The 20,034-nt window shown below is 71.7% G+C and carries 14 protein-coding genes; 1 reads left to right on the forward strand and 13 read right to left on the reverse strand.

Features of this window, described 5'->3' with window-relative positions; genetic code table 11:
• Window positions 1–55 precede the first annotated feature (55 nt).
• The 11 genes from DGO_RS02925 to DGO_RS02975 form a co-directional block, all read right to left on the reverse strand.
• The gene (locus DGO_RS02925) at window positions 56–1,264 is read right to left on the reverse strand and encodes an ABC transporter permease (RefSeq protein WP_014683992.1); all 1,209 of its coding nucleotides are present in this window, start codon (window positions 1,262–1,264) and stop codon (window positions 56–58) included.
• On the reverse strand, window positions 1,261–1,947 hold the full coding sequence (locus tag DGO_RS02930; protein ID WP_226991426.1) for an ABC transporter ATP-binding protein: 687 nt from the start codon (window positions 1,945–1,947) through the stop codon (window positions 1,261–1,263). The genes DGO_RS02925 and DGO_RS02930 overlap by 4 nt, the downstream gene beginning before the upstream one ends.
• Entirely contained in the window at window positions 1,944–2,399 is a 456-nt protein-coding gene (locus DGO_RS02935) for a hypothetical protein (protein ID WP_014683994.1), read from the reverse strand. The genes DGO_RS02930 and DGO_RS02935 overlap by 4 nt, the downstream gene beginning before the upstream one ends.
• A 403-nt stretch (window positions 2,400–2,802) precedes the next feature.
• The gene (locus tag DGO_RS02940) at window positions 2,803–4,542 is read right to left on the reverse strand and encodes an alkaline phosphatase (RefSeq protein ID WP_226991427.1); all 1,740 of its coding nucleotides are present in this window, start codon (window positions 4,540–4,542) and stop codon (window positions 2,803–2,805) included.
• Window positions 4,543–4,713: 171 nt separating this feature from the next.
• Entirely contained in the window at window positions 4,714–6,048 is a 1,335-nt protein-coding gene (locus DGO_RS02945; protein WP_014683996.1) for a cobyrinic acid a,c-diamide synthase CobB, read from the reverse strand.
• 20 nt (window positions 6,049–6,068) lie between these two features.
• Complete coding sequence (locus tag DGO_RS02950) at window positions 6,069–7,754, reverse strand: VWA domain-containing protein (protein WP_043800801.1); 1,686 nt, start codon at window positions 7,752–7,754, stop codon at window positions 6,069–6,071.
• Window positions 7,751–8,545, reverse strand: a complete 795-nt coding sequence (locus DGO_RS02955; RefSeq protein WP_014683998.1) for a class I SAM-dependent methyltransferase — start codon at window positions 8,543–8,545, stop codon at window positions 7,751–7,753. Before DGO_RS02955 ends, DGO_RS02950 begins: the two co-directional genes overlap by 4 nt.
• Window positions 8,542–10,068, reverse strand: a complete 1,527-nt coding sequence (locus DGO_RS02960; RefSeq protein ID WP_014683999.1) for a cobaltochelatase subunit CobN — start codon at window positions 10,066–10,068, stop codon at window positions 8,542–8,544. Before DGO_RS02960 ends, DGO_RS02955 begins: the two co-directional genes overlap by 4 nt.
• Before the next feature lie 108 nt (window positions 10,069–10,176).
• The gene (locus DGO_RS02965) at window positions 10,177–11,034 is read right to left on the reverse strand and encodes a formate/nitrite transporter family protein (protein WP_050920659.1); all 858 of its coding nucleotides are present in this window, start codon (window positions 11,032–11,034) and stop codon (window positions 10,177–10,179) included.
• An 18-nt stretch (window positions 11,035–11,052) separates the two neighbouring features.
• Window positions 11,053–13,884 (reverse strand): cobaltochelatase subunit CobN, encoded by a 2,832-nt coding sequence (locus DGO_RS02970; RefSeq protein WP_014684001.1) that lies wholly within the window; start codon window positions 13,882–13,884, stop codon window positions 11,053–11,055.
• Complete coding sequence (locus DGO_RS02975; protein WP_014684002.1) at window positions 13,881–14,903, reverse strand: HoxN/HupN/NixA family nickel/cobalt transporter; 1,023 nt, start codon at window positions 14,901–14,903, stop codon at window positions 13,881–13,883. The genes DGO_RS02970 and DGO_RS02975 overlap by 4 nt, the downstream gene beginning before the upstream one ends.
• Before the next feature lie 313 nt (window positions 14,904–15,216).
• Between DGO_RS02975 and DGO_RS02980 the strand changes: the two genes are divergently transcribed.
• A complete protein-coding gene (locus DGO_RS02980) occupies window positions 15,217–17,265 on the forward strand; it encodes a vWA domain-containing protein (RefSeq protein WP_014684003.1) in 2,049 nt (682 codons plus the stop codon).
• A gap of 152 nt (window positions 17,266–17,417) precedes the next feature.
• On the opposite strand, the gene DGO_RS24590 is transcribed toward DGO_RS02980, so the two are convergent.
• Both DGO_RS24590 and ilvD read right to left on the reverse strand, forming a co-directional pair.
• Window positions 17,418–17,552 (reverse strand): hypothetical protein, encoded by a 135-nt coding sequence (locus DGO_RS24590; protein WP_014684004.1) that lies wholly within the window; start codon window positions 17,550–17,552, stop codon window positions 17,418–17,420.
• Between the two features lie 522 nt (window positions 17,553–18,074).
• Window positions 18,075–19,904, reverse strand: a complete 1,830-nt coding sequence (ilvD, locus tag DGO_RS02990) for a dihydroxy-acid dehydratase (protein ID WP_014684005.1) — start codon at window positions 19,902–19,904, stop codon at window positions 18,075–18,077.
• Between the last annotated feature and the right edge of the window lie 130 nt (window positions 19,905–20,034).

Raw genomic sequence — 20,034 nt, forward strand, 5'->3', positions numbered from 1 at the left:
GCCCCGCACATTTTTCAGGGTCCATCCGCACAGAGGCGGGGGACCCTGGTTGTCCTCAGAGCAACCGGAGGGGCGACACCCGCGCGGCCACCACGGCGGGGGGCAGGGCGGCGAGCAGGCCCAGCGGAATGAGCAGCAGCGTGCGCGACACGAGCGCCCAGGTCAGCTGCGGGGCCGCCAGCGTGAAGCCCAGGCGCGCGCCTAGCACGTCGCCGCCCACCGTGCTGACGAGCAGGGCCAGCCCCAGCCCCAGCAACACGCCCAGCGTGACCGTCAGGAGGGTTTCGAGCAGCACGAGGGCGAACACCACCCCGCGCCCCGCCCCCAGCACCCGCAGCAGGGCGACGGTACGCTGGCGCTCCAGGCCCGAGGTGTAGACGCTGAGCCAGACCGTCAGGGCCGCGATGCCCAGCACGAGCAGGGCCAGCGCCGCGTAGGCCGCCTGCCCCTGGAGCAGCACGTCACGCGCCTGGGCGAAGACCTGCCCCGGAAAGACGGCCATCGCGCCCTGGCCCGCGTTGATACGCTGCGCCGTCACGTAGATGCCCGAGAGCTGCTCGGCCGAGTACAGCACAGCCGTCACCTCGCGCCTGGCGGCCTGGTCCTCGCCGTGGACCTCCCACACGGTTTCGATGGGCGTCAGGACCGCGCGGTCCACCGGGCCGCCCGTGGGGGCCAGGATGCCGGTCACGCGGTAGGGCTCGCTGTGCGCCTCGTCGTGGTCCTCCTCGCCTTCCACGTGGTGTTCTTCGAGGCCGTGTGCGCCGACGAAGGTGCTCCCGACGCGCAGCCCCGCCTCGCGGGCCACCCGCGCCCCCAGCACCGCGTCGTGCTCCCGGACGAAGGAGCCCCCCCGGTCAATGCGGAAATACGGCGGATCGCTCGGGCGTACCCGCTGGTCGAAGAAGGCCGCCGTGGTCCCCACGATGGGAAAACCCAGGTAGTTGTCGCCCAGCGCGATCGGCACGGCCCGGCGGGTGCCGGGGGCGTCGCGCAGCTCCTCGTAGACCCGCTCGGGAATGTTGCCGATGGGCGCGCCGGTGTAGAACAGGCTGCTCATGACCGCCTGGGTGCCGCTGCCGGGCGCGGTGACGAGCAGGTCGAAGACCTGGGCCGCGTCCTGCGCGCCGCGCTCGACCTGCCGCGTCACCAGCGGCACGACCAGCGCCGTCGCCGTGGCGAGGGCCACCGCGATCACTGTGATGAGCAGCGCCCCCAGCCGCGAGCGCAGGCCGCGCAGGGCTGTCCAGAGGGCCAGCTTCATCCCCTCACCCCGGCCGAGAGGTCGAGGCGCTGGGGCAGCGCGCCCGCCACCAGCGGGTCGTGGGTCACCACGATCAGGGTGGCCCCGAGTTCGCTGGCCGTGCCCTGAAGGAGCTCCAGCGCCGCCCCTGCCCGGTCGCGGTCGAGGTGGGCGGTCGGCTCGTCTACCAGCAGCAGCGCTGGCCCGTGCGCCACCGCCCGCGCCACGGCCACACGCTGACGCTCACCGGTCGAGAGCTGCGCGGGGCGGTGGTGGCGGCGGTGGGCGAGGTCCAGCCGGGCCAGCGCCCGCTCGGCCAGGGCGCGCGGATTCGCGGTTCCCGCCACCCGCAGGCCCAGTTCGACGTTTTCGAGCGCGCTCAGGCCCGGCATGAGGTGGAAATCCTGAAAGACGTAGCCCACGCTGCGCCGCCGGAACAGGTCGCGCCCGGCCGCCGAGGCGGCGGTCACATTGAAGTCGCCCAGACGCACCTCGCCCGACTGCGGGGTGAGCAGCCCGGCCAGGGTATGCAGTAGCGTCGTCTTGCCCGTGCCGCTGGGGCCGGTGACGGCCAGTTGGGCCCCCGGCGGCAGGTCGAGGTCGGGGTAACTCAACGTGACCTCGCGGCCATGCTGCACCCGCAGGCCCACGGCGCGCAGCCGCTCGGCCCGGCCCCGGGACACCGACGGTCCGGCGGCCGTCACCCGCCCGCAGTCACGCCATCGGCGTACAGGCGCACGAGGCTGACGAAGCCGGTGTCCTCGTCCTTCTTCACGCCGATGTCGAGTCGCCCGGTGATCTGGAGGCCGCGCGTGGTCGGGTCGAGTTCGCGCCCCTTGGGCATGATGACGAGCACGATGTCGGCCGGCCAGTCGGCGGCGGTGGTGCAGAAGGGGCAGGTGCTCATGGGCTGCTTGGTGAGCACGAAGAAGTCCAGCCTGGGCTTGAGCGGCGGGGCCATATAGCCGCTCATGCGCACGGTCTGGCCGCTGAGCGACTTGATCTTGTCGCTGTATTCCACGCCGCGCACGGTCACGCGGCCGTACAGTTCACTGAATTTCAGGGTGGGCGTACCGACGCTCTGGGCCAGGGCGCGCGGCAGCCACAGCGTCAGCGGCAGTGCGCCCGCGAGTTTGAGGATGGTTCGGCGGTTCAAGGACAATCACCTCAGAGAATGGAACGGGAACCTGACCCTACCGAATCAGAGTGGATCGTTGACTGGAGAGGAGCAGGACAGGTTCCGGAAGTGCAGTGGACGGACAGTTCTTTCCTGGTCTGTCAGCGGCACAGACGGAATCCAGACCAGTTCAGCACGGCCGGATCAGGGGCGTATCAGCCCGGACAGCCGGTCAGCGATGGCACATCGGACAATGCGCCGGAGCACACAGGCTCCAGGCGCATGGGGACGGGGACAGACGGGAAGCCTTACAGCAGTTTTCAGTTCCATTGAGGGACCGAGAGCATGCATCTCAACTCCACTTCCGCCGCCCTTCTCAGGTGCCCGCTCCACCCGGTTCAGAGGAACCGAGGGCAATCCCTGGTCCCCCTGAATGCCGCTCTCAGCGGTTGCGGGTCGCGTCCAGGCCCAGGGCGCGGGCCATCGAGAAGAACAGGTCGGTCTGGTCCATCATGCCGAAGAAGTTCTCCGAGCCGGGGCCGAAGGCGAACAGCGGCAGGGGGTCGGCGGTGTGCACGCCCTGGTTGGCGGTGGGCGGCAGGTTGCCGGTGCGGGTCACGCCCCCCTCCTCGCAGATCTTGGGGTTGGGCAGGTAGCCGGCCTCGGCGCCAGTCTTGCCGTTGCTGACGGTCGGGTCGAGGAAGATGCGCCGGCCCAGGTAGGTCTCGCAGTAGTCGGGCACGGCCGCGAAGCCCACCGCGTAGGTGCGGGCGGTCTCGGGCAGGGGCAGGCCGTTGGCGTCACGCTTGTCGCCGTAGGTGGGGAAGCCGGCCGACTCGTACACGCCGACCGCCTCGCGCTTGCCGGGACCCTTGGTCGCGTCGTAGCCGCCGTACACGCTCAGCGAGTGGGCGTGGTCGGCCGTCACCAGGATCAGGGTGTCGGGGTGGGTCTTGGCGTAGTCCTTGGCCCACTCGACCGCCTTGTCGAGTTCCAGGACGTCCCACACGCCGCGCTGCCAGTCCAGGGGGTGCTCGTACTTGTCCACCATGCCGGCCTCGACCATCAGGAAAAAGCCGTTGGGGTTCTTCTCCAGCGTCTCGACGGCCTTCTTGGTGCTGTCCCACAGGTAGGGCATGTCCTTGAAGTCGCCCAGGGCCTCGGTGGTCTTGTACTGCGCGCGGTCGAGGTAGCTGGGGATGTTGTCGATGTTGAACAGGCCGAACAGCTTGTTGGTGTTGGCCGCGTTCAGCTCGGTGCGGCTGCTGACGAAGGTGTAGCCCTGCTTCTGGCTGTCCGTGATCCAGTCGGTGGTGTCCTTGCGGCGGCTGCCCGGCGCGGTGCTGGGGATGAAGTCGCGGCTGCCGCCCAGGAGCAGCACGTCGGGCTGCACGTCGCCCTTGAAATACTGGTCGGCGATGGCCGAGTAGTCGCCGCGGCGGCGGGTGTAGCTGGCGAAGGCGGCGGGGGTGGCGTCCACCCCGAAGGCGCTCGTCACGATGCCCACGCCCTTGCCCATGCTGCGCCTCAGCATCGCGGTGATGGTCTCGACGCGCGGGTTGTCGAGCGTGTCGGCGGTGTTGTCGGGGTACACGTTCAGGGCGTTGACCTGAATCTTCTGGCCCGTGGCGATGCTGCTCGCGGTGTTGGCGCTGTCGGCCAGGGCGCTGTCGAAGGAGCTGGTGGTGACGCTCGCCATGCCGCTCAGGCCGCTCATCATGGCGAGCTGGCCGGTGGGCGTGCCGTTGGTCGGATTGTAGGGGTGAGCGATGAGGCGCGCGGCGTTCACGGTATTCCAGCCCATGCCGTCCCCGATGAACAGGATGACGTTCTTGGCGCGGGCGGCGGCTGCGGGCACCACGTACCAGCGCGCGGTCTTGGTCGCCTCGCCCGCCGCGTCGCGGTAGCGCACGCTCAGCTCGTGCAGGCCGGTGGGCAGGCTCTGGCCGCGCAGGGTCCACTCGACGCTGGTGGGCTTGGTGGTCGTCTGCACCAGCCCGGCGACCGGCTGGCCGTCGAGGGTGACGGCCGCGCCCTGAAAGTTCTGGACGTTCTCGGCCTCGATCCGCAGGTCGAACCGCTGACCCGGCACGAACTTGGCCCCGTCGTAGGGATAGACCTTCAGGTCGGCCGCCGACGCGGCGCTACAGACCAGAAGCGCAAGGCTGAGCAGATATTTCATGGCCTTCATTGAGACTCATGCTTGTCATCTGTACATCAGCTCAGACTTAGGTACAGGAGGGTCGGGCCGAAGATCAGCCGGGTAGGGTAAGAGGCGAACAAAGTGCGTTGCAGCAGGAGTGGTGAGGTTGCAGTGCCCTGCCGAAACCTTACGACGCAAGCCCCGACACCCCTAGGTCACCGCCTCCCCGCAGGCCGCCACGAAGCGCCGCGCCAGCGCCGGGTCGGCCCCCAGGTGCAGATGCAGGTAACTCGCCAGGACATTGCCCTGTGCATAGCCCTCCTCGGCCGGCTGCCCGTTCGGAGCCGTCCAGCGGTAGGCCGGGTGCGTGGGCGCATGCGTGAGGACCGAGTGGTGGAACTCGTGGCCGCGCAGCGCCGCGCCCGCCGGGGCCAGTGGCGAGGCGTACAGGGCGGCGGCGTCCCGGTAGCCCAGCGTGACCTTCGGGAGCATCCGCGTGCGGTAGGGCACCACGCCGCACATCTGCCACACCGCGCCCGAGGCGTCCTCCAGCGTCTCCGAGAGGTACATCAGGCCGCCGCACTCGCCCACCACGGGCCGCCCCGACGCGGCGAAGGCATGGATGGCCGCACGCATGGAGGTGTTCGCACTCAGCTCGGCGGCGTGCGCCTCGGGGTAGCCGCCGCCCAGCAGCAGCCCGCCCACGTCCGGCGGCAGCCCGGCATCGCGCAATGGGCTGAAGGGCACGAGGTCGGCCCCGGCCAGCCGCAGTTCATCGAGCGCGTCGGGGTAGTAGAAGTGGAAGGCCTCGTCGTGCGCGTAGGCGATGCGCACGCGGGCGGGGACGGCCTGCACCGTGGGCGGAATGGGCAGCGCCGGGGCCTGGGCGGCAGCCAGCAGTGCGTCCAGGTCGAGGGTTCCCGCCGCCCGCCGCGCGTCGGCCTCGGCCCAGCTCGCCTGCTCGGCGCTCAGGAGGCCCAGGTGGCGCGAGGGCAGGTGTAGGGTCTGGTCGCGCAGCACGTAACCGAAGGTGGGCAGCCCGACCTGGGCCAGCGCGGCGGCGCACAGCTCGGCGTGGCGGGGGCTGCCCACGCGGTTGAGGATGACGCCCGCGATATCTGCTCCAGGACCGAAGTCGCGCAGGCCCGCCGCCACCGCCGCCGCCGTGCGGGCCATGCCGTGCGCGTCGAGGACCAGCACCACCCGCGCCCCCAGCAACCGGGCGAGGTCGGCGGTGGAGTGTTCGTCGCTGAGGGGATCGCGGCCGTCGTACAGGCCCATGACCCCCTCGATGATGCTGATGCCCGCGTCCTGCGCGGCGCGGGCGAACAGCTCGGGTACCCGCGCGCGCGGCAGCAGGAAGGTGTCGAGGTTGCGCGCCTGCCGCCCCGCTGCCCGCGTGAGGTGCGTGGGGTCCAGGTAATCGGGGCCGAGCTTGAAAGGCTGCACCGCCAGCCCGCGCTCGCGGAAGGCGAGGCACAGCAGCGAGGCGACGGTGGTTTTGCCACTGCCCGAATGCGGCGCAGCGATGACGAGGCGGGGCATGGTGAAGGGAAGTGAATGGGTCATCCAGGCTCCAGGGTCTGCACCCGAGCGTCCAGCACCCCGGCGAGCTGCGCGGCGCGGCCCAGACGCACGCGGCCGGCCTCGGTGTCCACCACCAGCGCGGGGATGCCCCGCAGGCTTTCGGCGGCGTGCAGGGCGTCGGCCCAGGCGTCCGAGCCGGGGGTCAGGGGCACGTTGGCCCGCCCGTCGGTGAGGAGCACGAGTTCCGCGCCGCGCACCCCGGTGAGCAGGTCGGCGGCGAGGTTCAGCGCGTGGGCCAGTGGCGTGCGCCCCCCGGTCGGCGCGGCGCGCACGGCGGCCTCGGCCTGGGCGGCGTCGGTTGTCCAGTCGAGCAGCACGCTCGCCCCGGTTCCCCGGAAGGTCACGAGGGCCACGCGGTCGCGCCCGCCCTGCCCGGCCAGCGCGTCCAGCAGCGCCCCCTTGAGCGCGCCCATGCGCCCTGAGACGCCCACGCTGCCGCTCGCGTCGGCCACGAACAGCACGCGGCGGCCACCATCCTCGGCGGGCATGGGCGCGCGGAAGTCGTCGCGGGTGGGCACGGCGGCTCCCCGGCCCAGCATGGACCGCAGGGTCGCGGGCACGTCCAGGCGCGCGGCCTGTGGGTCCGGCACGCTGCGCGGGGCAGCGCGGCGGGGGGGCTGACCCTCTCCCCTGCCGGGCGTAAAGGCCTGCAAGGCCAGCGGCGCGGCGGGCGTACTCGGCGCGAAGACTTCCTCGGGAGGCGGGCCGTCCGCGCCGGGGGGTGGGGGCGTATCCGGCTGCTGTTCGGGCGGCTCTGTTTCCGGGAGTGGCGGAGGCGGCTCGGACGGTGGAGGCGGCGGCAACCGGGGATCGCGGCGGTGGTTCAGGACCAGGGGGGCCACGCGGCGCAGGTCGGTTTCGGTCGCCCCGGTGCGGCCCTCCAGCGCGGCGCAGGCGCGGGCGGCGCGGTGCAGCACGAGGTCGGCGCGCAGGCTGCGCACCCCCGCCTCGCTGCTCAGCGTAGTGATGACGTCCAGCAGGGGATCGGGCAACGTGACCTCTGGCAGAAGCTGTCGGGCCTCCGCCAGTCGCCCCGCCAGCGCGGCCTGCTCGGCCCCCCAGCGGGCGGCGAAGCCCTGCGGGTCGGCCTCGTAGGCCATGCGGCGGCGGATGATCTCGGCGCGTTCGGCGGGTTGCTGGGGGGCCGCCACGTCCACGCACAGGCCGAAACGGTCGAGGAACTGCGGACGCAGGCCTCCCTCCTCGGGGTTCATGCTGCCCACCAGGGCCAGGCGGGCCGGGGCCTCGGCACTCAGGGCATCGCGCTGCACCCGCACCACGCCCAGCGCGGCGGCGTCGAGCAGCACGTCCACCAGATGGTCGGGGAGCAGGTTCACCTCGTCGATGTACAGCAGCCCGCCGTCCGCCTGGGCCAGCAGACCGGGCCGCAACCGCACCTCGCCCCGCAGCGCCGCGTCGAGGTCCAGCGTGCCCACCACGCGGTCCTCGGTCGCGCCGAGGGGCAGGTTGACGAAAGGAGCGCGCAGGCCATCCGGCCCCGGCGGCAGCAGCTCGGCCAGCCCGCGCGCCGCCGTGCTCTTGGCCGCGCCCCGGTCGCCCCGGATGAGCAGCCCGCCGATGGCCGGCGCCACCGCCAGCAGCGACAGCGCGAACAGCAGTTCGGGCTGGTGGGCGACGGCGGCGAGGGGATAGGTGGGGGTCATGCCCCCTCCCCGCGCACGTGCAGCACATGCACGTCGAAGGTCCAGCGGTAGCGCCAGCCCTCGCCCTCGGGGATCAGGTACGGCCCCAGAACGTCCAGCACCTCGGCGTCCGGCAGGGGCAGCCGGGCCTGGGCGAGCAGGGCGGCCGTGTCGGGAAAGGTCAGTTCGCGTCCCTCGGTGATCTGGAGGTGCGCGCAGGGCAGGCCCAGCGCGTGCAGGGCGCGGCGCAGACCCGTGGCCCGCTGCGGCCGGGGCTGCCCCGCCAGCGTGCGCCGCAGGGTGACGTGCGGGCTGCCCAGGCCGTCGTCCTCCAGCAGGAAGAGGTCGCGGCGGGCCAGGCGCCGCAGGCCCGTCAGTGCGCCGCGCAGGTCAGGCAGATAGGCCAGCGACCACGCGGCGAGCACGGCGTCGTGGGGCGCGAGCGTGGGGTCGTGCAGGGCATCGGCGAGTTCCTGACAGCGCACCTCCAGATGCGCGGGCGGCCCCTTGCCCCGCAGCACCGCCAGCATGTCGGGCGAGTGGTCCAGCGCCGTGACCCGCGCCGCCGCGCCCGCCAGGGGCAGGGTCAGGCGACCCGTGCCCGCACCCACGTCCAGCAGCGAGTCTGCCCCAGCCCCCGCCAGCTGCCCACGCAGCCACGCCACCGTATTCGGTAGCTCGGGCTGGCCCGCGTCGTATTTCGCCGCCTGCACGTGCCAGAAGGCCCGGTCGCGCTCCGGCTGCCAGCGTCCCGAGCGCACGGCGAGGACCTGCTCCCGCCACTCGTCGAAAATGTCGGCCTGAACGGTCATCCGCCCGCCCGCGCCTGTTCGCCGCGTTCTTCGAGGAGGCCCTCGCTCTCGACCAGGAGATGTTGCAGGGCCGCCAGCGTGTCCGCGCCCGCCTCCCACAGCCCCCGGTCCTGGGCTTCGAGCAGCCGCGTGGCAATCGCGTTCAGTGCCCAGGGGTTGCTGGCCTTCAGGAACGCCTGATTCTCGGGGTCCAGGGCGTAGGCCTGCGCCACCCCCTCGTACATGAAGTCGTGGGCGATCTGGGCAGTCGCGTCGAAGCCGAACAGGTAGTCCACCGTGGCCGTCTGCTCCAGGCCGCCCTTGTAGCCGTGCCGCCGGATGCCCTCCAGCCACTTGGGGTTCACCACCCGCGAGCGGTACACGCGCAGGGCCTCCTCGCCCAGATCACGCACGCGGGCGCGCTCGGGGTTGGCGGTGTCGCCGAAATAGTGCCGGGGCTGCGTGCCCGAGAGGTGCCGTACCGAGGCGATCATGCCGCCGAAGAATTGCAGGTAGTCGTCCGAGTCGAAGATGTCGTGTTCGCGGTTGTCCTGGTTATGCAGCACGAGCTGGGTCTGCGACAGCCGCGCCCGGAAGTCCTCTCGGGCATCGGTTCCGGCGTCGGCCGCCGTATAGGCGTAGCCGCCCCAGTTGACGAAGGTCCGCGCGAAATCGCCGTCCTCCTTCCAGTTGCCCTCGTTGACCAGATCGAGGATGCCCGCCCCGTAGGTGCCCGGCGCGCTGCCGAACACGCGGTAGGCGGCGCGGGCCTCGGCCTCCTCGGGCGGCGTGTCGCTCAGGCGCCCGGCGAGGTCGGCGAGGTAGTGCTTGCGCGGAAAATTCCGGTCCTCGGGTTCGTCGGCGTGCATGGCGGCCGTGAACGCCTCGTCGAGCAGGTTGAGCAGGTGCGGGAAGGCGTCGCGGAAAAAGCCGCTGATGCGCACCGTCACGTCGATGCGGGGGCGGCCCAGTTCGGCCAGAGGAATCAGGTCCACGCCCTCCAGGCGGCGGCTCTGCGGGTGCCAGCGCGGGCGCACGCCGAGCAACGCGAAAATTTCGGCGATGTCGTCGCCCTGGGTTCGCATGTTGGACGTGCCCCACACGCTGATGGCGACGTGCTCGGGGTAACTGCCGGTTTCCCCCAGGTGGCGGGCCAGGACTTCGTGCGCCAGATTCTGCCCCACCGCCCAGGCCGCCTGCGAGGGCAGGGCGCGGGGGTCCACCGCGTAGAAGTTGCGCCCGGTCGGCAGGATGTGCGCCTGACCGCGCGAGGGGGCGCCGCTGGGTCCCGCCGGCACGTAGCGGCCCGACAGCCCGGCGAGGAGGTGGGTGATCTCGTCCTCGGTGGCGCGCAGGTCGGGGCGCAATCGGCGGCAGGCGTACTCCAGGGTCTGCGGCAGCGTGCCGTACTCGTCCCGCACGCCCAGCGTCAGGGCCAGCACCTCGGGAATGGCGGCGGGGTCGTAGTCGCGCTCGTGCAGGAGCTGGTAGAGGTGCAGGCTCAGTTCGTCGAGCAGTTCGAGTGCGTCGCCGTTCGTCTGCACCGGGCGGCCCGCGAGGGTCTGGAGATCAGGCGTGGTCATGGGGCCTCGGGAAACAGGGAAGCGGCGCGGACGCCAGACAGGCCGCCGCGCCGCTCGGAAGGGGAAGGTTCAGGTTCTGGCCGGGGCCGCTTTGGCCTCGGGGTAGGCGAAGTGGTAGGCGAGCGCCACGAACACGGCCCCGCCCACCACGTTGCCCAGCGTGACGATGACGAGGGTCAAGGCGACGTGCGCGAGGTCCAGCCGGGCCACGCCCGCCACGCCCTGCACCCCGTCCTTGAGCATCAGGCCCAGGGGCAGCAGGTACATGTCGGCCACCGAGTGCTCGAAGCCCGCCGCGACGAAGGCGGTCACGGGCAGCAGCACGGCCAGCACCTTGTCGGCCAGGGTCTTGCCCGCGAAGGCCATCCACACCGCCAGACAGACCAGCACGTTGCACAGCATGGCGCTGAAGAACAGCTGCTCGGGCGTCTTGCCGACCTTGCCCGCCGCGACCGTGACCGCCTCGCGCGCCACGCCGCCCGCGTCGAGGTTCGGGTGTCCGGAAGCGAGGATCAGGAAGGCCAGCAGCACGCCGCCCACCAGGTTGCCCGCCAGCACCAGGCCCCAGTTGCGCGCGACCTGCGCCCAGGTGACCTTGCGGCGCACGGCGGCCAGCACCATCAGGATGTTGCCGGTCAGCAGTTCGGCCCCCGCCACGAGCACCAGCACCAGCCCCACGCAGAAGCCCAGGCCGCCCAGCGCCTGCTTGAAGGCGAAGTCGATCCCGCCTGCCTCGACCAGGGTGTAGAACATGCCCCCCAGGCCGATGAACATGCCCGCCAGCACCGAGAGGACGAAGGTCGGCCACGCGGCGCGCTCGGCCTTCTCGATCTCCTTGTGGACGACGGCCTGCGTGAGCGCGCCGCCGCTGAGGACCGTCGGGTCGGGGGCCGGGGCCGGACTGGGAGAGGGGGACGCGGTGGTCATGGCCCCACCATAGGCCGCTCATCTGTCGGTTCCCTGGAACGGCTCTTCAGCCCTTGCTGAGACACCGGGGGGGACGTTCAGACGGGCGCCGGGCGCGTCCAGCAACGCTCCCAGGTCCAGGCCCAGCACCCCGGCCAGCCCCGCGTGCAGCCCCGGCACCCCGGCCCCCCCGCTGCCGGCGTTGCCCAGGCGGGTCAGGGCGCGCAGCATCTCGGGGAGCTGCTCGCCCTGCGGAGGGACGCCCAGCGTGTGCAGGCCGTCCCGGATCTGCGCCGCGCCGAGTTCGCACAGGTAGCCGTCGATGTCTTCGAGCAGGTGCGCCACGTCCGGGCCGTTCATCTCGGTCAGGGTCACGGGCACGCCGTCCTCCGTCTCGGACTCGTCCCACTCGTGGACATGGTCGCCGTGATCGCGCCGCAGCAGCGTGCCCAGATCGGTGCCCAGGTCGGCCCGCTGCACGAGGTCCCAGATCTGGCCTTGCAGCAGCGGCAGCTTGCCCGGGTCGAGCAGTTCGAGCTGGTAGTACTCGTCCACCAGCGTGGCGAGTTCGGCCAGCGGGCCATAGGTGTCGGCGCGGGTCAGGGGCGGCGGCAGGTGGTCGAGGATGGTCGCGTGGGCGCGGCGTTTGGCCTGCGTGCCCTCGCCGGGATCGTTGATGACGAACGGATAGAACAGCGGCAGGTCGCCCAGCAGCGAGTCGGGGAAGCAGTTCTCGGACAGGCCCACGCCCTTGCCGGGCAGCCACTCCAGCGTGCCGTGCTTGCCCACATGCACCAGGGCGTCGGCCCCGAAGCCCCCCAGGGCGGGCGGCTCGCGCAGCCACCGGTACAGCGCCGCGTAATGGTGCGTGGGCGGCAGGTCGGGCGTGTGGTAGATGGCGTCGGGGTCCATGCCGTAGCCGCGCGGGGGTTGCAGCGCCACGAACACCTTGCCGAAGGTCAGGCCCGCCAGACACAGCTCGCCGCCGTGGACATAGGCCGCGCCGGGGGGCGGCCCCCACTGCTCGCGCATGCGCCGCTGCTGCGAGGCGGGCAGTTCGGCGAACCAGCGGGCGTACACCTCGCCGGGGATGCGGGCCGCCGTGCGGGCGAGTTGCCCCGGCGTCATCACGGTCTGGTCGTAGTTGCTGCCCTCGATCAGGGCGTGCATCAGCGCGTCGGAAGACTCGGGGAGGGTCCCGACATCGTAGCCGTCCTCCTCCAGCGCCCCCAGCACCCGCAGCAGCGACGCCGCCGAGTCCAGACCCACCGCGTTGCCCACCTGCGAGGCCTTGGCCGTCGAGTTGGTGAACACGAAAGCCAGCCGCTTGTCGAAGTTGGCCTTGTGCCGCAGCCGCGCGAGCCGCACCGTGATGCCGGCGAGGCGGGCCGCGCGCTCGGGGTCGGCGACGAGGCGGCGGGCCTCGCCGGATGCCTGCTCCTTAAACGCGAACGGCACCCCGATGATCCGCCCGTCGAACTCCGGCAGCGCCACGTTCATGGCCGTGTCCAGCGGGTTCAGGCCGCGCGCACTCGTCTCCCAGGGGCCGCGCGCGCCGCCCAGGGTCAGACCCTGCACGACCGGCACGCCCAGGCGTCCGAGGGCCGAGACGTTCTCGCCGGGGGCGGTGATCTCGCCTGCCTGCACATCGGCCATCGCAAAACTGAGGGTCGAGATGACGGCGTCCACCTGCCCGGCCAGCAGGGCGAAGGCTTTGGGATCGCCGGTCGCGTCCACGTCCTTCAGCGAGGTCGTGAAGACGGGCAGGGCGTCGGCCCCGGCGTCGTCGAGGGCCATGACCAGCGAGTCGATGAACGCCGTGTTGCCGCTCAGGGCGTGCGCCCGGTAGAACAACACGCCGACGGCGGGGCGCGACCCTTCGCGGAGCTTCTCCCAGTCGTCCAGCGTCGCCTGTTCGGGCAGGTCGGGGTGGTAGATGCCGTGCTCGGGCTGCGCCAGCGGGGGCCGCGCGCCGTAGCCGGTCAGGCGCAGCGTGTCCGAGAGCGAGAGCAGCAACTCGCGCATGTTCGGCCAGCCGCTCGCGGAGAGGTAGGCCAGGGCCGTGTCGAGCGTATGCGCGGGCGCGAAACTCAGGCGGGCGAGTTCGGGGTCGGGCTCGCCCGTGCCGCTCACGATCAGCAGGGTCTGCCCGGCGGCCCGGGCGTGCTCGCGCAGCAGCTCGCCGCCCGGCACCGCGCCGAATTTGCCGTGGACGCGCACGAGCACGATCTCGGCGCGGCCCACCGCCCCGGCCAGCAGCGTGCCCATCTGCGCCTCGCCCCGGATGCCGCCCAGGGCTACGCCGGTCACGGGACCGAAGTCGGCCGGCAGCGTGTCCTGGGCCGCCCGCAGGTTGAGGAGGTCGGTGTCGGCGTGCGTGAGCAGCGCGAGCCCCGACAGCCCGCCCGAGAGGTCCGGGGCCGCCACCGGCAGCGCGGCCATCGCTGCGCCCCCCGCGTCCCAGGTGTAGTAGTTGAAGGTGTACTCGACCAGCTCGGACGGCACGGGCAGCGGCCCGTCGGCTTCCAGCATCGCGGCGATGTATTCGAAGATGGCGACCACCAGCCAGGGATCGTTCACCGAGTGGAACCAGGTGTCGTGGCCGTCGAAGACCAGGTGCGCCACGTTGTTCAGCGTGCACGGTCCCAGGCAGCCCGATTTGGTGAGGTGGACCTGGTTGCGCATCCGCCGCCGGGTCCACTCCTCTTTGTAGGTGTCCACGGGCGCGGGCGCGTAGCCCTTGTCGGTGCGCCCGCAGCAGCAGCCGTGAAAGCAGTAGCTCAGGTGCCCGCGTTTGCGGACCACATTGATGGTGCGGCCGTCGGCACGGGTCACGCGCTGACGGGCGGCGCCGGCTCCGGGGCGCGTCATGCGTTCAGGCGGCGCTGGCGATAGGCCGCACTGGCCGCCGCGAACAGCACCAGCGTCGCCCCCGCCAGCCAGAAGCCCAGCGGCGACACGTCCACGTTCTGCAGCGCGGCGAGGGCATGGGCGGCGGCGGGAAAGTGCTCGCCCGCCCACTGCGACAGCGTGACCACGCCGATCACCAGTGCGATGAGCCCCGACAGGCCGGTGACCAGCAGGTTGTACGCCCGCTTCTTGCGGGGGTCGTGCAGCGCCCAGCTGTAGGCGTGCGTCATGGCGATGCCGTCGAGGGTATCGAGCAGCGTCATGCCCGCACCGAACAGCAGCGGGAGCGACAGGATGGCCGCCCAGCCCAGATTCTGCTGCGCCGCCGCGCCGGACAGCGCCAGCAGCGCGACCTCGGACGCCGTATCGAAGCCCAGACCCATCAAGAAGCCCAGCGGGACGACCTGCCACTGCCGCGACACCAGCGCGGTCAGCGGGGCGATGATCCGGGCCAGCAGACCGCCGTGGGTGTGACCGTGCTCGTGTGGGCCTTCCCGCAGCATCCGGGCGACGCCGTAGAGATTGACGGTGGCGACGGTCAGCAGGTACGCGCCCGCCACGAACGGCCCCACCCAGCCCCCGAAAGCCCCGATGCCGCCTTGCGCGCCCAGCAGCGCCTTACCGATCACGGCGGCGGCCAGCGCCATCAGGAACACCACCGAGGAGTGCCCCAGGCTGAAGCTCAGGCCCACGCCGTAGGCCGGGCGGCCCAGCGTGAGCAGCTTGCGCACCGTGTTGTCGATCACGGCGATGTGGTCGGCGTCCCAGGCATGTCTCAGGCCGAACAGGTAGGCGGTGAGCCCCACCCCCCACAGCAGCGGCGAATGCAGCGCCGCCGGAATCCACAGGCCCAGGGCCAGCAGGTGCAGCCCCAGCACGGCCAGCAGAAAGGGCCTTCCCCGGCGCAGACTCTCGCGGGCGGTCAGGGGCGTGGGGGCGGCGGTTCCCAGGGCAGGAACTTCGGTCATCGGGTGGGTCATGGTGCCTCCTGGCCGGGCCGGGGAGGGCCTGCGGCGGGGGCGTCACGAACTGGCGGGGGCGCTGGCCGGCTGGGCAACAGCGCGCCGCTTCGTCCCGGACGCGGGGACGAGGGGCGTGGCTCAGCGTGGGTCGGACTGTGACCGTGGCGCGACCGTGGCGGACTTGCACCGCACTTCCAGAGGCTGAGCGTGTCGGAGAAACGTCGGGGCGGACGTGGAGCCACTGTAGCGCACGCGGGCCGGGCGGTTGGCCGGGCGCCTGCGCCCTTTTTGCGTCACACGGCGGGGGACCTTCACGGCATAATCGGGCGTAATGGCCCCGCTCGTCCGCCCGCGCCCCCGGTCCGCCGGGCCGCTGCTCGCCGCCCTGTGTCTGGGCAGCCTGGGCGAAGCCGCCGCGCAGGCCTGCGTGCTGCCCAGCAGTCCGCCGCCCAGCCGCTCGCGGGTGGTGTTCATCCTCGACACCTCGGGGTCCATGCAGGGCCTCGGGGACGGCCGGGCGAACATCTTCGCGCGGGTGCAGGGGGCCATCCTGCGCGGCATGCGCGCGGCGCAGGCTCCGGGATCGGTCGAGCTGCTCACCTTCGACAAGGGGCCGCGCCAGCGCCGGAGCTTCGCGTGGCCCTCGCAGCGCGGCGAATTCGAGCGGGCCGTGAACGGCATCCGGGCCGACGGCTCGAACACCTGGCTGTATACCAGCATGCAGAGCATGTTCGCCTCGCTCCAGAGCCGGGACGACACCGCCACGACCGTCTACGTCCTCACCGACGGCATCGACAACAACCCCGACCGCGCGGCGACCATCGCCACGGCCCTCGCCGCCTTCAACGTCACGCGCGGCAATTTCGACAAGCTGTACTACGTGGGCCTGGGCGTGCAGGTGCCCGCCGAGGTCAAGGCGCAGTTCGCGCAGACCACCTTCGCGCAGGCGGTCGAGCTGCCCCTGAACACCCCGCCCGACCTCACCTCGGCGCTGCTGCTGCCCGGCATGGTGAACGTGTCGCCCGACGCCTCCTTCGCCTTCCGGCGGCCTCAGGGCACCCGCCTGAGCCTGGAGTCGGGCAACGTGGGCGGCGGTCAGGTCACGATCCTGAACCCCGAGGGTGCGGGCGACCGGGTCAGGCTGGGCATCCAGGGCAGCGTGCCGGCGGGGTCGGTGGGCTACGTCTGCGCCGACCTGCCAGACGGCGAACAGCGCCTGCTGCTGCGCTTCGAGCAGACCACGCCGCCGCCCTCGGGCGCGCCCGCCCCCCAGCCGCCCGCCCTGGGCACGCTGCGGCTGCTGAACCCCGACTTCCGGCGCGAGCTGAAACGCGGCGAGAAGGCCGTGCTGCGCTATCAGGCGGTGAACGGCCCGGTGACGGTCGAGGTCGCGCAGGCCCCCGGCGAGATCACCGCGCAGCTGCCCGACACGGTGGTCAGCCTCCTCGAAGGCCAGCAGGTCGAGCTGACCCTGACCGACCTCACGCTGCGCGGCGGCCAGCAGGCCGCGCCGTCGCTGCGCCTGAACAACGCGGCGACGCAGGCGGTCCCGGCCGTCGTGGGGGTCGAGCCGGTGCGGCGCAACTGGTGGTGGCTGCTGCTGCTGCCTGTGCCCCTCCTGCTGCTGCTGTGGTGGCGGCGCGAAGGCGGGCCGTTCGAGCCCTACGCCCTGTCGGTGGACCGGGCGCTGCGGATCACGCTGCACGAGCGCGCCACCGGGCGCCGGCGCAGCCGCCCGGCGCGGCGCGACCTGAGCGACGTGGGCGCGCTGTTCCGGATGCCCGGGCTGCGCGGCATCGTGCTGGAGCGGTATCAGCCCGACATCGCGCCCGAGGACGAGGTCGTGCTGGACAACAGCGACACCAATAGCATCCGCGACTACGCGGCCCAGCGGGGACGGCGGGCACTGCGGCTCCAGGCCCAGCCCGAGCGGCTGCGGCTGCACAAGGACACCCAGCCGGAGGGCACCTTCCTGGAACTTCAGGAAACGCTGGCGCTGGGGCAGCTGTACGTATTCACGCCCTACGAACCGCCGCGCGCGCGGGTCCGCCCGGCCGCGCCGCCGCCCGAGCCGCCCATCGAGGTCATCGTGACGCTGCTGCGCGGGGTCGCCATGCAGGACCTCGAACTGCCGCTGGAGGACGTGGACCTCGCCGACGTGTTCGCCGAGGAGGGCCTGCGCGGGCTGGTCGTGCGCCGCGAGCCGGGGCTGCTGCGGCTGCGCGCCCTGGCTGCGGGCATGCGGCTGAGGCACATCAGCCGCGAGTTCGGGCCGGGAGACGCGCTGCCGCTGGCAGTCATGCTCGACCTCGCCGCGCCCGGCGGCACCTTCCAGCTGCGGGTGCGCGACAAGGCCTCCATGAGCCGGATGCGGCGCTAGGGCGGAGCGGACCGGTCTGTCCGCAGGCAGGAACGAGCAGAGTACAGCGGTCCCGGAAAGGATCGGCTCGCCTGTACTCCCCCGCCCTCGCCCTGCCCCGTTCCCGGATGACCTGTACGGCAGATCTGGCGGGAGGGAAAGGGCCCGTTCGATCACCGCTCGAACACGTCGCACCGGAGGTTTTCGACACTGCCCGTATACACGCCGCCGAGGGCGAAGGGCAGGATCACGGCGCAGAGGCGGCCCTGGCGACGGCGTACGGCGCCGGGCTGTTCGGCGTCCTGCAAGCCGGGTCATGAGGCGGGGTGAGCCCGTCCCCTCCCGGACGTAATGAACACCCTCCAGTACGTGACACGGGCGAGGCGATTCCCGAGGCGGGAGCCAGCCGGTGGTCATATGCGAGTGGCCTCCGGGACGTGAAGGGCTCCCGTCGGGGACGTGATGGGGTGACGCGCGACCGGGAACCATGGGTTCACGGCGGACGACATGTTCGTGCCCGCCGAGCGGACCCCGCCCTTCGAAAACGGCTCCCGGGATTCCCGTTCCCTCCAGGTCCTCCCTTTTCAGGCGCTGCTGTGGCTGGGTGTGCGCCCATTTCGCTGGGCATCGCGCGCAGCCCTGGACACTCGTAAGGACGAGGTCGCCGTCGGGAGTGGCCGCCCGGGCGCGTCCGCCTCCGAGCGGTCTATGGCGGTGCAGGCCTGCGAGAACGCCGCCATAGACCCCGGAGCAGACGTGATCCGTACTCTTTTCCGGATGACCCGTGAGAGGACCTGACCGCCAATCCATCTTCCCAGGCCCTCGAAGGCTCAGATCTCCCGCACTGCGCCGCGCGCCGCACTGGTGGTCATGCTCGCGTAGGCGCGCAGCGCGGCGGTCACCTTCCGGGGGCGGGGCTCGGCAGGATGCCAGCCCGCTTGGTCCTGTCTCTCCCGGCGCGCGGCGAGTTCGGCGTCGCTCACCGCGAGATGGATGCGGCGCTCCGGGATATCGATCTCGATGCGGTCACCCGTCTCGACCAGTCCGATGGTGCCGCCCTCCGCGGCTTCGGGCGACACGTGCCCGATAGAGAGCCCGGAGGAGCCCCCCGAAAACCGCCCGTCGGTGACCAGGGCGCAGGCCTTGCCCAGTCCCTTGGACTTCAGGTAGCTCGTGGGATACAGCATCTCCTGCATGCCGGGGCCGCCGCGTGGACCCTCGTAGCGGATCAGGACGACCTCGCCGGCCTGCACGCCGCCCTCCAGGATGGCGTCCACGGCGGCGTCCTGCGATTCGAAGACGCGGGCGGTCCCCGTAAATTTCAGAATGCTCTCGTCCACGCCCGCCGTCTTGACGATGCAGCCGTCCTCCGCGAGGTTGCCGTACAGCACGGCCAACCCGCCGTCCTGCGAGAACGCGTGCTCGGCGCTGCGGATGACGCCCGCCTCCCGGTCGGTATCCAGGGCGGTGTAGCGCCTCGCCTGCGAGAAGGCGAGCTGCGTGGGGATCCCGCCGGGCGCAGCCCGGTAGAAGGTCCGGGTCGCCTCGTCAGACGTGCGCGACACGTCCCAGCGCTCGAGCGCCTCTACCAGGCTGGCCGCATGGACACTGTGCACGTCGCGGTTGAGCAGGTCGGCCCGCTCCAGCTGGCCCAGGATCGCCATGATGCCCCCGGCGCGGTGCACGTCCTCCATGTGCACGTCGTTCTTGGCCGGTGCCACCTTGCACAGCACGGGGACGCGGCGCGACAGCCGGTCGATGTCGGCCATGGTGAACTCCACGCCCGCTTCATGGGCGGCCGCCAGCAGATGCAGCACCGTATTGGTCGAGCCGCCCATGGCGATGTCCAGCGTCATCGCGTTCTCGAAGGCCGCGAAGGTGGCGACGTTGCGCGGCAGCACGGCCTCCTCGTCGCCTTCGTAGTAGCGCTTGGCGAGGTCCACGATCAGGTGCCCGGCCCGCTTGAACAGGGCCTGCCGGTCGGCGTGTGTCGCCAGCACCGAGCCGTTGCCCGGCAGCGAGAGACCCAGCGCCTCGGTCAGGCAGTTCATGGAGTTGGCCGTGAACATCCCCGAGCACGACCCGCAGGTGGGGCAGGCCGAACGCTCGACCAGGGCCACGTCCTCGTCGCTGACCGCGTCGTCGGCCGACATGACCATCGCGTCCACGAGGTCCAGCGAGTGCAGGGTGTCCTTGAGCAGGACCTTGCCCGCCTCCATCGGCCCGCCCGAGACGAACACGGCCGGAATGTTCAGGCGCAGGGCCGCCATCAGCATGCCCGGCGTGATCTTGTCGCAGTTGGAGATGCACACCATCGCGTCGGCGCAGTGGGCGTTGACCATGTACTCCACGCTGTCGGCGATCAGTTCGCGGCTGGGCAGGGAGTAGAGCATGCCGTCGTGGCCCATGGCGATGCCGTCGTCCACGGCGATGGTGTTGAATTCCTTCGCCACGCCGCCCGCCGCCTCGATCTCGCGGGCCACCAGTTGCCCGAGATCCTTGAGGTGGACATGGCCGGGCACGAACTGCGTGAAGGAGTTGACCACGGCGATGATCGGCTTCTGGAAGTCTGCTTCTCCCATCCCGGTCGCGCGCCACAGGGCGCGGGCACCGGCCATATTGCGGCCTTCGGTGGTGGTTCTGGAACGGTAGGTCGGCATCAGGGCCTGATTGTGCGCTGTGGCAGGGGCGCAGATCGGCAGACATAGACACAAGGCGAATGTTCGGCCCGGCCGATGTCCCCATTGTGGGAGGGTGGTCCGCCGGAGGTCACCACGAGTCGGCAGAGAA

The organism is Deinococcus gobiensis I-0 (genome assembly GCF_000252445.1).
Classification (GTDB): Bacteria; Deinococcota; Deinococci; order Deinococcales; family Deinococcaceae; genus Deinococcus; species Deinococcus gobiensis.

Bases quoted from the DNA above. Each gene is read 5' to 3' on its own strand.
- DGO_RS02965 (WP_050920659.1), bottom strand. From the start codon at position 11,034: ATGACCACCGCGTCCCCCTCTCCCAGTCCGGCCCCGGCCCCCGACCCG.
- DGO_RS02975 (WP_014684002.1), bottom strand. From the start codon at position 14,903: ATGACCCACCCGATGACCGAAGTTCCTGCCCTGGGAACCGCCGCCCCC.
- ilvD (WP_014684005.1), bottom strand. From the start codon at position 19,904: ATGCCGACCTACCGTTCCAGAACCACCACCGAAGGCCGCAATATGGCC.
- DGO_RS02945 (WP_014683996.1), bottom strand. From the start codon at position 6,048: ATGCCCCGCCTCGTCATCGCTGCGCCGCATTCGGGCAGTGGCAAAACC.
- DGO_RS02970 (WP_014684001.1), bottom strand. From the start codon at position 13,884: ATGACGCGCCCCGGAGCCGGCGCCGCCCGTCAGCGCGTGACCCGTGCC.
- DGO_RS02925 (WP_014683992.1), bottom strand. From the start codon at position 1,264: ATGAAGCTGGCCCTCTGGACAGCCCTGCGCGGCCTGCGCTCGCGGCTG.
- DGO_RS02980 (WP_014684003.1), top strand. From the start codon at position 15,217: ATGGCCCCGCTCGTCCGCCCGCGCCCCCGGTCCGCCGGGCCGCTGCTC.
- DGO_RS02950 (WP_043800801.1), bottom strand. From the start codon at position 7,754: ATGACCCCCACCTATCCCCTCGCCGCCGTCGCCCACCAGCCCGAACTG.
- DGO_RS02955 (WP_014683998.1), bottom strand. From the start codon at position 8,545: ATGACCGTTCAGGCCGACATTTTCGACGAGTGGCGGGAGCAGGTCCTC.
- DGO_RS02940 (WP_226991427.1), bottom strand. From the start codon at position 4,542: ATGAAATATCTGCTCAGCCTTGCGCTTCTGGTCTGTAGCGCCGCGTCG.